This is a genomic window from Clostridium sp., from assembly GCF_016650095.1.
GTDB lineage: Bacteria > Bacillota > Clostridia > Clostridiales > Clostridiaceae > Clostridium_AD.
In genome coordinates this window covers 1-13,370 of the sequence record NZ_JAENWL010000003.1, presented here as the reverse complement: position 1 = coordinate 13,370, position 13,370 = coordinate 1, and the positions used below count along the sequence as shown (strand labels likewise).

General features: G+C 32.1%; 9 protein-coding genes and 1 pseudogene. 8 read left to right on the top strand and 2 right to left on the bottom strand.

The genetic code is table 11. The features are described from left to right. Positions 1-25: 25 nt before the first annotated feature. The 3 genes and pseudogenes from JJE11_RS00605 to JJE11_RS00595 all read left to right on the top strand — a co-directional run. On the top strand, positions 26-4,108 hold the full coding sequence (locus tag JJE11_RS00605; protein ID WP_291632304.1) for an AAA domain-containing protein: 4,083 nt from the start codon (positions 26-28) through the stop codon (positions 4,106-4,108). Positions 4,109-4,219: 111 nt separating this feature from the next. Next, positions 4,220-4,594: a HipA N-terminal domain-containing protein gene (locus tag JJE11_RS00600; RefSeq protein WP_291632303.1), complete on the top strand. Its 375-nt coding sequence runs from the start codon at positions 4,220-4,222 to the stop codon at positions 4,592-4,594. A 169-nt stretch (positions 4,595-4,763) separates the two neighbouring features. Next, positions 4,764-5,024: pseudogene (locus JJE11_RS00595) on the top strand (sugar phosphate nucleotidyltransferase); the annotation flags it as partial. Positions 5,025-5,107: 83 nt separating this feature from the next. On the opposite strand, the gene JJE11_RS00590 reads toward JJE11_RS00595, so the two are convergent. Beyond that, positions 5,108-7,303 carry a peptidoglycan-binding protein gene (locus JJE11_RS00590; protein WP_291632302.1) on the bottom strand — a complete coding sequence of 732 codons (2,196 nt, stop codon included), beginning with the start codon at positions 7,301-7,303 and terminating at the stop codon, positions 5,108-5,110. Positions 7,304-7,637: 334 nt separating this feature from the next. Here JJE11_RS00590 and JJE11_RS00585 point away from each other — a divergent pair, with 334 nt between their 5' ends. Genes JJE11_RS00585 through JJE11_RS00575 form a run of 3 tightly spaced genes read left to right on the top strand, consistent with a single transcriptional unit; the run spans position 7,638 to position 10,223 of the window. Beyond that, positions 7,638-7,817, top strand: a complete 180-nt coding sequence (locus tag JJE11_RS00585) for a hypothetical protein (RefSeq protein ID WP_291632301.1) — start codon at positions 7,638-7,640, stop codon at positions 7,815-7,817. Beyond that, positions 7,817-9,379, top strand: coding sequence for a recombinase family protein (locus JJE11_RS00580; RefSeq protein ID WP_366927895.1), 1,563 nt, complete (start codon positions 7,817-7,819; stop codon positions 9,377-9,379). Before JJE11_RS00585 ends, JJE11_RS00580 begins: the two co-directional genes overlap by 1 nt. Continuing rightward, positions 9,351-10,223: a mannose-1-phosphate guanylyltransferase gene (locus JJE11_RS00575; protein WP_291632300.1), complete on the top strand. Its 873-nt coding sequence runs from the start codon at positions 9,351-9,353 to the stop codon at positions 10,221-10,223. Before JJE11_RS00580 ends, JJE11_RS00575 begins: the two co-directional genes overlap by 29 nt. A gap of 47 nt (positions 10,224-10,270) precedes the next feature. On the opposite strand, the gene JJE11_RS00570 is transcribed toward JJE11_RS00575, so the two are convergent. Then, positions 10,271-10,522, bottom strand: a complete 252-nt coding sequence (locus tag JJE11_RS00570) for a hypothetical protein (protein ID WP_291632299.1) — start codon at positions 10,520-10,522, stop codon at positions 10,271-10,273. A 386-nt stretch (positions 10,523-10,908) separates the two neighbouring features. Between JJE11_RS00570 and JJE11_RS00565 the strand changes: the two genes are divergently transcribed. Then, entirely contained in the window at positions 10,909-12,294 is a 1,386-nt protein-coding gene (locus JJE11_RS00565; RefSeq protein WP_291632317.1) for a 2-isopropylmalate synthase, read from the top strand. 55 nt (positions 12,295-12,349) lie between these two features. Continuing rightward, a complete protein-coding gene (locus tag JJE11_RS00560; RefSeq protein ID WP_291632298.1) occupies positions 12,350-13,363 on the top strand; it encodes an isocitrate/isopropylmalate dehydrogenase family protein in 1,014 nt (337 codons plus the stop codon). The last annotated feature ends 7 nt before the right edge of the window (positions 13,364-13,370 follow it).

The following is a 13,370-nucleotide window of genomic DNA, read 5'->3' as shown; positions in this document are numbered from 1 at the left end:
TTGAAAAGTTGGAGGTAGCAGTGTTTTGAATATTAATGAAAAAGTAGAAAAAATATTTTCATATTTATTAAGTATTAAGAATATGAATCAGAAAACTATAAGAAATATAAATGAATATGAAAAAGTATATTGGCAAAAGGAACTCCAGAATACTTGCGGATGTACTTTTAATTATGATGAAAATAAGGATTATTGGTTATGTATAGATGAGAGAGCAGATGATTTATATAGTCAGTTTCAGAAAACATATTTACAATTAGAAAAAAACAGTGAAGATTTAGAGATGATTTGGTCAAATGGGCTTTTAACTTGGCAAAAGGAAGAAAAAGAAATAGTCCATCCTATTTTCACAACTAAGATGGAAATTAAATTTGACGCTAAGAAGAAAATATTTACTTTAAATCCATATAACAACCAAACCAATGTGGAACTTGAGTTTTTAAATGAATATTTAGAAGTAAACTTAGATAGTTTGCTAACTCTTCGCAATAAAGCAAAAGATATGGCTCTGGATGTTAGAAATATTGAGATGGCTTCAAATATTTTTGGAGAACTAGCTATGATTTTAAAAGCTCACAAGCAGGATTTTTATATTCAGGAGCTAAGTGATTATACCGATATAAATCTTCAAGCGAATGTACAATTTTACAATGCACCTTGCATAATCCTTCGCAAGGTGGACACAAGGCTTTGGAACATGGAATTAAATGACGTACTTTCACAAATAAGAGAGGGATTTCCTATTCCCAAAACTATTGAAGCGCTGGTTTCAGAGGAAGAAGTAGTACAAGATACCCAGATGATAGACGAATGGAGGTCAGTAGGAGAAGATGTATTATTTCCACTTCCTGCAAACCTAGAACAAATGGAAATAACTAAAAGACTCGCTGAAAACTTTGGGGTTGTTGTACAGGGTCCGCCAGGAACTGGTAAAAGCCATTCTATAGCTAATTTAATTTGTCATCTTTTGGCTCATGGCAAAAGGGTACTAGTGACAAGTCAAACAGATAGAGCATTAAGGGTTTTGTCTAATAAAATACCAGAAGAAGTTAGGGCATTATGTATCAGTATATTAGGAAATGATACGAAATCACTAGAAGAATTGGACGAGTCTGTTAGGAAAATAACAGAGAATTTATCCATGGACACTAAAGAATTACGTAAAGAAATAAAATTTTTAAAATACAAACGTAGCAATTGCATTAATTCTCAGAAAAGTTTATATGAAGAGTTAAAGTGCATTGAAGATAGAGAGAATGACAAGGTAGAATATGAGGGACAAAAATACACTTTAATGCATATGGCTAAGTGGGTTAGAGATAATGAAGATGTTAATTCTTGGATTGCCGATAAGATTGGATTTAATAAAGAAAACCCACTAAGTAATGAAGAATTTAAAAAGCTAGTCAAACTATCAAGCATAATTAAAAAAGAGCAAATTGATGAAATTAATAATATAGATAAGTACGTGGCAGTACTGCCTAAAGAAGAAGAATTATGCGATAAAATATCAGAATTAATTAAACTAGAGAAAGAGCAACACATTCATGAGAGTAATATTGAAAACTGGAATAATGTTAATTCCATAGATTATGGGAATAGAAGGTTATTGAAACTTGTAGATGATGCCATAGATAGTCTAGAAGGGCTTGAGAATAACTGGCTAAATAATGTGATGAAATATTATTATTCGAATAATGAGTCGCGGGGAATGTGGCAGCAATTAGTAGAAAAATGTAAGGAGTATATAAAAAACATAAGTAAAATTAAGCAAGAATTAAATAATCACAATTTAGAGCTACCGAGTGGTATTGATATAAATAAATTTAAAAATGACTTTGATGTTGTTGCAAAAGCAATTAGAGAAAAAGGAAGACTCGGAGGCATGTTCAAGATACTCCACGGAAATCTTAAATATATATTTGAAGGCTGCAAGGTGGATTATGAGTTTATAAATAACAGTGAACAAATAGTGGTGGTTGATTTATATGTAAAGATGCAATTCTTAGAAAGAGAGCTTAAAAACGTTTGGAACAATTCGGTAAAAGAATATGGTGGAACGCTAATAAATGATTCAGATTTAAACTATATAGTTGCAACGACCCAGGATATTGATAGTATTGACATGATCATCAATTGGGACACAGACTTTAGAAATAACATAATTAATTTTTTGCCCGGCAAGAATTTGCCCGGCAAGAATTTGCCGAGTGATCTAAATTGGTATGAAAAAGAAACATACATTTATCTTAAAAAAGGATTTGAGAGCTTAAAGTACATAAACAAGTATAATAAATTAAGTATAGAAATTGAGGAAATAAAGAAAACCTTCCAAAGTGACGGGTGCTTAGAAAAATTGCATAGCGCTATAGATAAAAGAAGTATTGCTGGGGTACGAGCTGTTTATATGGAGATAGAAAGCTTAATGCAAATAGCTCATAAGGCATTAAAATTAACTAAATTAAGCTATAAATTAGAATCGAGTTGCCCCATATTACTTGAAAACATCACAAATGATGAAAATGAAATAATAAAGAATTTAGAAAGCTTAAATTGGGAAAAGGCATGGCAATGGAAAAAATGGAATGATTATTTGTGTAAATTAGAAGAAGTTGATGTAGAAGATCTAGAGAAAAATATAGCACAAGAAAAAATTAAAGAAAAACATATTATAAGGGAACTTGTTTCTAAAAGAAGTTGGTTTAATCAAATAGAGCGTACTACTGAGACCCAAAAGAGAAGCTTATTTACTTGGATGGAAGCTATAAAAAGAATAGGAAAAGGGACAGGCACTCAGGCAGTAAAATATAGAAAAATCGCGCAAAAAGAGATGGATAATTGTAAGGACGTAATTCCTGTATGGATTATGCCAATAAATAGAGTTATGGAAAACTTAAAGCTTACGGATAATTTGTTTGATGTAGTAATTGTGGATGAGAGCAGTCAAAGTGACATATCAGCAATAACGGTTTTAATGAGGGCTAAGAAGGCAATTATTGTAGGTGATGAAAAGCAAATAAGCCCTGAAGCCATTGGAAAAGACCATGCGGTTGTAGAAACTTTAATAAATACATACTTAGAAGATATTCCACATGCAGAGTGGTTTGATTTAAAAACTAGTTTATATAATACAGCTTTGAGAGTATTTCCAAATAGGTTATTATTAAAGGAACACTTTAGATGTGTTCCAGAGATAATTGGATTTAGTAATGAACTGTGTTATTCTAATGAAATAATGCCTTTAAGAAGAATAGATGCTAACGAAAAAGTTGGGCCGTTTATAGTAACATCTAAAGTTACTGGTGGAAGCAAGGATGAGACGAAGGCTCTAAACGTATTGGAAGCAGAGGACATTTCGCAGAAGATATTAGAGTGTTGTAGTAATGATAGGTACAATGGGATGACCATGGGCGTTATATCGCTTTTAGGGGACTCTCAAGCTGAATTAATACAGGGTATGTTAGTGGAAAGGCTTGGCATGGAGGAAATGCTTAAAAGAAGACTTATATGTGGAGATGCTTACTCATTCCAAGGGGATGAGAGAGACGTAATGTTTCTATCTATGGTTATTGCAAATAATGCTAAATTTACAGCTCTAACTAAAGGGTCAGATATTAGAAGATTTAATGTAGCTGCTAGTCGTGCAAGAAATCAAATGTGGTTATTTTATTCAGTAGACTTAGAGAGTCTTAATAATAGATGTGTTAGGTATTCCCTATTAAAATATTGTTTAGAACAGAATGAACATAAAGAAGAAATTATATCGCCAGAATATTTATTGTTAAATGATTTTGAGGAGCACATTGCAAGGAATATAAAAGAGTGTGGGTATAAGCTTACACCAAAGGTTAAAGTAGGAAAATACACTATAGATTTTGTTGTAGAAACAGATTTGTCATCCGAGTTACCTAGTGGTCATTATAAAAAAATTGCAGTGCAGTGTATTGGAATGCTAGCGGATGAAGATTATAATTGGCAAAAGCAGTATGAAATACAGATGTGTCTTGAACGTGTGGGATGGGAGTTTTATAAAATACGTGCTAGTGAATATTATAGAAATCCTAGTATAGTTATGGAGAGATTGAAACAAAAACTAAATAAATTTTAACGAGTAAATGTAATATGATTAAGTTCGATAATATGGATGTAGTTATAGTAGAGATAATATAGTAATAGTATGATTTTTTTAAATAAGATTGTGAGAGGGATGGCTAGCAAAGTGAAGAATGCGATATGGATGATGTGGAAAAATGATCAAGGAGAATCCTTTAAAGTAGGCGAATTAAGTAAAAGTGATGAAAAATATTATTTTAAATATGATATTGATGGTGTGAAAAAGGCTGAAGAATATGGATTCTCTCTACTGCCGTATTTACCAAGAATAGATGCAGAGTATTTTAGAGAAGAATTATTTCGTTCATTTTCAAATCGTCTTCCTTGGCATGGGAAAAAGGATGCAAATTCGGTTCTAAAGGAATATAACCTTAAAGAATATGATGAATTCGAGTTACTTAAAAAAAGCGGAGGCAAAACGCAAACAGACAGCTTTGAATTTGTTTTACCTTTTGATAAAGAACCTATTGATTTAGAATAGAAATAAATGTGCCTAAATAAAAAGTGTGTAAGATGAAAAATGTATTTTTCATCTTACACACTTTTTATTTTTCAATATATGGTAATTTATAAATATATTATAAATTGTTCTCACAACATAGACTAATGGTTCATAAAATGAAATGAGTAATAATTTGGAGTGGTAGTTTTTGCTATACGTACTAATTTTAGCAGGTGGAAAAGGAACAAGACTTTACCCTCTATCTCGTGCACAAAACCCAAAGCAGTTTTTGAATATTATTAATAATAAGAGCTTTTTAAGAAGCACTGTGGATAGAATAAAATGTTTAGTTAGCAATGAAAATGTTTATGTAGTTACTAATGAAGATTACGTTGATAAGATTTGTAATGAGCTTCCAGAAATCCGTAAATCCAATATATTTGTAGAGCCTAGTAATAAAGAGACCGCTTTATTAACTTTATAGGTCATTTTTAGCGTAAAAAATACCCCCAATGTATAAAATACATTGGGGGTACGTACCTAGACTAATGTTTATTTAGTTCCAATTGTTTGAGTTCCTGATATAGAGCTTAGCTCATCAAGTACGAATGCATCTTTAATTGCTTGAGTAGCAAAATATACATTTCCTACAATTTTAGTTTCTTTTAATGAGAAACCATCTACTCCAATATAAAGATCACCAACAAAAGTTCCCTTTTGCATACTTGCGTTTGGACTCTTAATTGTTAATGATGGAGCTGTTAAAGTAAATTTAGCAGTTGTATAGTTATCACCATCATGATAGTAAAGAGCTATCTTACGTGCAATAGCAGCTGGAGTTTTTGTGTTATAAAGTGTACCGTCTAAAACAAGGTCCTTATTAATAACCATATCTCTTTGAATAGCAATAATCCATGTACCATCTTTGCTTATTGCATTTTCGAAAGCAGCTTCATCATTTACTAATGATGCAGATGTTACTGAATCTACTGCTGTTGTCGATTTATAACCTTGAGTTCCTGTTACAGAACTTCCATCTTCGATTACGAATGTATTTTCTGCTTCTTGATTATCAAAATATACATTTCCTTCAATTTTAGAATTTGCTGTTAAAGTGAATTCTGTTGAATGAACGTAAACATCGCCTACTATTGTAGCATCTTTTAATACGAAGTTACGAGAATTAACATATACATCACCTATAAAAGTTCCCATTTGAACACTAGCTTTTGGGCTCTTAATAGTTAAGCTTGGAGCTGTTAGGGTAAATCTAGCATTTGTAACTACGCCCTCATGAGCATAAAGACCTATTTTACGTTGTACAGCACCAAGACCTGTAATAGGGTCTAAATGTGTATTTAATAATTCTCCTTCTAAAACAAGAGGTTTATCAATAGTCATATCTTTTAGAGGACAAACAATCCATGTACCATCTGCTGATATTGCCTTTTCAAAATCTGCTGCATTAGCTGTTAATGATGCAGATGCGACAGCATCTACTGCTATTGCCACTTTTAATGTTTGTGTTCCTGTTACAGAACTTGTCTCATCCATGACAAATGAATCTTTAGCTCGTTGATTAGTAAAATATACATTTCCTTCAATTTTAGAACTTTCTGTCATATTAAATCCTGTTCCTGAAACGTAAACATCTCCTACAATAGTAGCTGTTTTTAAATTGAAGTCCTGTGCTGAAACATAAAGGTCTCCCTTGAATGTTCCTTTTTGGATAGTAGAATCTGTACTCTTAATTGTTAATTTTGGAGCTGTTAAAGTAAAAGTATCAGTTGTAACATGTTTATCGTCTTGAGCGTAAAGAGCTATTTTACGTCCTGTTGCAACTTGTACTGGTGGAACAGATTTATCAGGTTTTGTAAGTTCGCCTTGTAAAACAAGATCTTTATCAGTAGTTACATCATTTAGAATAGCAATAATCCATGTACCATCTTTGCTTATTGCTTTTTCTACATCTGCTGCATTATCTACTATTGAAGCTGAGGTTACAACATCAGGTGGTGTAACAACAACTGGTGGAGTAACAACTGGAGGAGTAACAACAACTGGTGGTGTCACTGGTTTAATTACTTTTCCCCATAATTTTGCAACAGTATCTGCGTTAACTATTCCATTAGCTGTAAGGCCATGCTTACTTTGATAGTTTTTCACAGCAGCTAAAGTATTGTTTCCAAATATACCATCACCATAAAGTCTGTATCCATAACTGCTAAGTCTAGTTTGTAGAATCTTAACTTCGATTCCATTAGAACCTAATTTAAGTGTACTAGTTATAGTCGTTTTTACTATTACTTTTGGAGTTAATCTTGCTAAAGTGAGTGGTCCAGCTATTCCATCAGCACTAAGAGCATGCTTACTTTGAAAGTCTTTCACTGCAGATAAAGTTAGATTTCCATAAATACCATCGCCATAAAGCCTGTACCCATAACTACTAAGTCTAGTTTGAAGAAGTTTAACATCGCCACCTATAGAATTAAGCTTAAGTGTACGGCCAAAACTTGTTGCTGAACTATACGAAGTTGGTGTAGATGAAGTATAGTGAGTACCTGAGTTACTTGTTGTGCTTGGGCTACTTGGTGTAGCTGGTTTAGCTGGTGTAACAACTGGAGCTTCTCCAGTAGCTGCTGAAACTGCATCTACACTAAAGGGTCCTAGATTTGGACTATCTACTGCAATTGTAAGTGCGAATATCGCTGCCAATGTACAGGTTAACATTTTCAATTTTTTATTCAATGAAATCCCCCCTAATTTAATTTATAATATCAATTTACGAGATAAAAACGATTACCTAGTAGGATAAATAAATAACGAGTTTGTTTTTTATTTATCAAACCAAGAATTTTTTGTAGCTATCCGTAAGATATTTATAAGGAAATTATACCAATAAAAGATTGAGAATACTCATATTGTTCATATTGTTCATATTATTCATAAATTTATTAATAAAAATCTAATAATTGAGCTTTAATGGGATGTTAACAATAAGTAAAAATATAACAAACTCTAATATACATGACTATTATTTTGTGGCATATATTATAATTAAGTACTTAATGGAGGATTTGTTGTGACAAAAATTACTTTAAAAATAGAAAGGCATTATGGAAATGAAAATTTAAAAATAATAATAGAGAATTTAATCTCAATGAAGCTTACAAACCTTAAATTTAATAGTGAAGCATATGACAAATCATATTGTATTATAGATACACATATAACAGATACTCATCAGGAGGCATATAATTAGTGAAAAGTTTGAGGAAAATCTGGAATGTAGCATTATATGCAAGAGTCTCATCAGATAAGAAAGATCAGCAGGAATCAATGCCTGCACAGGTACAAAGTTTAAAAAAATGGATACTTGAAAAAAGTGATGAGGATAAAGAGTCGGTATATAATCTTGTAGAGGTATATGAAGACGTTGGATTTTCTGGTTCTAATTTTGAAAGAAAAAGCTTCATCCGAATGGAGGATGATATAGAACGGGGTAAAATAAATATGATTGTGACCCGTGATCTTTCAAGATTTTCCAGAAATTATGTTAAAGCAGGATATTATTTAGAGGAGTATTTCAAAGTAAATGGAGTGCGTTTTATATCTGTATTTGACAATGTAGATACGTTAGAGGAAATAAATGATATCATACCATTTAAAAATGTACTAAATGAAATGTATATTAAAGATTGTTCAAGAAGAGCCAGGGATGGATTAAAGCAAAGAATGATAAGGGGGTCATCTATTGCAAGTAAGCCCCCTTATGGGTACAGGTTTGAAGAAGAATATGAGGGTAATGTAAAAACAATAAGATTAGTAGTGGCAGATGATGATACAACAGAAACTGTGAAAGAAATATTTGAACTGTACCTTAAAGGATATGGGTATGGCAGAGTAGCAAATTACTTGAATTCAAAAGGGATAGAGCCACCTTCTGCAAAATTAAATAATTTTGCTTTCTCAAAATTTGGGTTATGGACTAGTAATACTATTAAATCAATTTTAAACAATCCCAAATACGGTGGTATCATGGTTCAAGGAAGATGGAAAAAAGTTAGCTATAAAATAAAAAAAGTAAGAACTACGCTTCAAGATGAATGGATATATGGAGGTGAGTTTAAAGGTATAGTATCAAAAGAAATGTTTGATGAAGTTCAAAAGCTTATAAGCATAAGAGCTAAGAATTATAGATATAAAGGTAAAAATGTGTATATTTTTTCTTCAATATTAAAGTGTAACGAATGTGGAGGAAATATGTCATATAGAAAAAAATTTCAAGGCTATAAATGTACTAATAGTCAAATGGGTGGAGGAAGGTGTACTGCACATTCTTTAAAGGAAGAAGAATTAAAAAACATTATAATCACGGATTTATTTCAGTACACTTCAACAATATTAAATGTACAGGAAATCTATAGTAAAATAGATAAGTCCATTATAAAAAAAGAAAATTATGATATGAAATTAAAAAATATAGAAAATGAATTAAGCAAGCTGGACAGACAATTCGAAGTGCTCTATTTGGATAAATTTAATGGAAAAGTAAGTGAAAGAAACTTTGAGGTTTTGTCTAATACTATTGAAAAAAAACAACAACATTTAATTAATAGAAAAAAAGAGATACTATCAAATCTAGAAGTGGCTGATAATTATAATGACAAATACCAGGCGTATAAGAGTGAGATTGACAAAATTTTAAGTTTTAAAGACCTAGATAGAATTACGGTAGAAAATTTGATAGAAAAAATTATTATTTCAGAAGATAAAGAAACTAAACAAAAGAGCATTGATATATTTTACAAATTCCAAATTTAAACATAAAAGGGCCTATGAGGTTAATAAGGAGACTGCTACTTGCATAGGACTATCTGCTGCTAAGCTACTAAAAGAGGACAAGGAAGCAACAATGATAGTGCTGCCTTCTGATCATTATATAGAGAATGAGAAGGAGTTTAAAGAAACTATTTTACAAGCAGTTGAAATTGCAAATAAAAAAAGAGGGCTAGTAACTATTGGTGTACAGCCCACAAGGCCAGAAACTGGCTATGGTTATATAGAAATGGGAGATAGGGGAACTGGTGATATACCTACATTCAAAGTAGAACGTTTTTTAGAAAAACCTAATGCGGAAGTAGCTAAGGATTTGCTCGCGAAAGGAAACTTTCTTTGGAATAGTGGAATGTTTGTATGGAGAGCAGATGTGTATTTGCGGGAGATGGAGAAGTATTTACCTAAAATGTATAAACGATTGATGACGGTGTATCAAGCCATTGGCACTGATGAGGAAAATGAAGTAATAAAAGAGCAGTACAATGAAATAGATGGAATATCAGTAGATTTTGGTATAATGCAAAAAACTAGAAAGGCTTTTGTTATAAAATGTGAGTTTGCGTGGGATGACATAGGGACCTTTGCAGCACTTTCAAGGTTTTTAAGTAATTTACGTGGTAACAATGTTTTGGGTAATACATTTATGGAAGAGAGTCAAAATTGCTCGGTATTTGGTAAAGAGAGGTTAATAATTGGGTTTGGTATAAAGGATCTTATAATTGTAGATGCAGGAGATGTTATATTAATAATGGATAAAAATAAGGACCAGGAGATTAAGCACCTGGTCAATGAACTTAAAGAATATGAAGGGAATGAAAAATATATATAATATAATAATCAAAATTCCATCGCATACAATGTGGTGGAATTTTTCAGTTATTCGAATAAATGTTTTATAATGTCGATAACTGGCTTTAGCACCTGCAAAAGATAGCTAAGAATATCGGTTAATATGGGTATTGTGATACCTAATTGTTGAAGGACATATATTAAAAGGAATACTCCAATTGTAATGCTTAATATCCTTCCAATCATTTTAAATACTGCAATACTGAGATAAACAAGCAATACTGCGAGTGCAAACATAATAATGGTATTTATATTAATATTAGAAAAATCAACGTTCATAAACACACCGCCTAACATTTATAGAATTATAACGTAAACTCCAAGGTTTAGCAAGGGTAAAACTTTATAGAAATCAATGTAAAGTTTGTAAAAGGAAATCATCTGGAGGGGGAGCTTAGTATGGTTATTAGATTAAAGTAGAGAATAGAAGAAGCATACAGGAATAATCCTAGTATGCTTCTTCTATATTTTTTTGAAACTTCTTTCGATCAAAATGAAATATATAAAAAGATAAATTGCAAAATACCTTTACAAAGCTGCAAATAAACTATATAATAATCATTAAAGTGAAAGTTTAACATTATAATAATTCATAAATATTAAAATAACGTGAAGTAGCCAAAATCAAATAAGGTATATAACAAGGAGGATAACAAATGAAAAAGATGCAAATAACAAATGATGTTCATAATGCGGCAATAAGTAATTTACAGATAAATACTAAAGAGCAGCCTAATTTATTTAAAGATATATTCCCATACTCAGAAATTCCAAAGATGGTTTTTGGAAGTGAACAGATTCCAATGTTTATACCTGAAGATATATGGATTACAGATACTACATTTAGAGATGGACAACAAGCTATGGATACATATACTGAGAAACAAATAGTTAAAATATTTGATTATTTGCACAAACTTGATAATAATTCTGGAATAATAAGGCAAACTGAATTCTTTCTATATACGGAGAAGGATAGAAATGCAGCTCGCAAGTGTTTAGAAAGAGGATATAAATTTCCAGAGGTAACTTCTTGGATAAGAGCCAACAAGGAAGATTTTAAGTTAGTGAAAGATATGGCACTTAAGGAAACTGGAATGCTTATGTCCTGTTCTGATTATCATATATTTAAAAAGTTAAATAAAACAAGAAAGCAAGCAATGGATTTATATATTTCATTGGTGGAAGAAGCCTTAGAAAATGGCATAACTCCAAGATGCCATCTTGAAGATATAACTAGAGCTGATTTCTTTGGGTTTGTAGTGCCACTAGCTCAAAGACTTATGGACCTTTCTAAGAAATCTGGTATCAAGATAAAAATTAGGGCTTGTGATACATTGGGTCTTGGATTACCGTACTCAGGAACAGAATTACCAAGAAGCGTACAACATATCATACATGGATTAAGAGTTTATGCAGGAGTTCCGTCTGATTGTCTTGAATGGCATGGACATAATGATTTTTATAATGTTGTACCAAATGCGACTACAGCATGGCTTCATGGATGTAGTGCTATAAATACATCGCTTTTTGGTATTGGTGAGAGAACAGGGAATTGTCCACTCGAAGCTATGATTATAGAATATGGTCAAATAAGAGGAAATGTAAAAGATATGAATCTAAAGCTTATAACTGAAATCGGACAATACTTTGAAGGTGAGTTTAAATATAGTATTCCGCCTAAAACACCATTTGTAGGTAGTGAATTCAATGTTACTAGGGCGGGTATACATGCAGATGGAATATTAAAAGATGAAGAAATATATAATATTTTTGATACTGAAAAAATATTAGGCAGACCAATTGTTGTATCAGTTAATGAACATTCGGGTCATGCAGGCATAGCAGCTTGGGTGAATACTTATTTTAGATTAAAGGATTCAGACAAGATAGATAAAAAGGATGAGCGAATTCATATTATAAAAGAATGGGTAGATAAGCAATACCTGGCAGGGAGAAACACTGTAATGAAAAGTGAAGAACTGGAATTAATAGCAAAGAACGTCATCCCACAATTAGGTGTGAGATCACAAAAAATTACAGCTTGTTGATATGGTGGATTAATAGATATTATCGAAATTAAGTAAAAGAGAGGTGCGTAAAAGCATGACACATAATATTACGCTTATACCAGGTGATGGAATCGGACCAGAAGTAACCGCGGCGGCTGTTAAAGTAATAGAAAATAGTGGGGTCCAAATTAATTGGGAAGTGGCGCATGCAGGTGCAGAGGTTATAGAGGAGTTTTACACCCCCCTACCTTCCTACGTTTTAGAAAGTATTAAAAAAAATAAAATTGCGCTTAAAGGACCTATAACTACACCGGTTGGTAAGGGATTTCGAAGTGTTAATGTTAAATTAAGACATGAATTAAATCTTTATGCTAATGTAAGACCTATAAAAACATATGAAGGTGTTCCATCAAGGTTTGGTGATGTAGATTTAATAATAGTAAGAGAAAATAGTGAAGATTTATACGCAGGAATTGAGCATATGGTTACAGAGGATATTGCGGAGAGTATAAAGATAATAAGTAAGAAAGCGAGTGATAGAATAGTAGAATATGCTTTTAAATTAGCAAAGCAGGAGAATAGAAAAGAAGTAATAGCTGTTCACAAAGCAAATATTATGAAGCTCTCAGATGGGTTATTCTTAAAATGTGCAAGAAACATAGCTTCAATGCACAAAGATATAGCATTTGGAGATGTTATAGTTGATGCTATGAGCATGAAGCTTGTGATGAACCCAGAAAAATATGATGTACTTGTAATGCCTAATCTATATGGCGATATATTATCAGATATGGCAGCAGGTCTAGTAGGGGGACTAGGACTAGTTCCAGGTGCAAATATTGGAGAAGAAGGTGCGGTGTTTGAGCCAGCTCATGGTTCTGCTCCAGATATAGCGGGTTTAAATATAGCAAATCCTACTGCATGTATTCTATCTGGTGTGATGATGCTAAGGTTTATAGGAGAGCAAGACGCAGCAGATAAAATAGAGAGAGCAGTGGAAGCTGTTTTAAAAGAAGGCAAATATTTAACTTGTGATTTAGGTGGTACTACTGGAACGCAGGAGTTTGCTGAAGTTGTAATTGAAAAAATGGGGAGATTAAACAACTAGTAGCTAT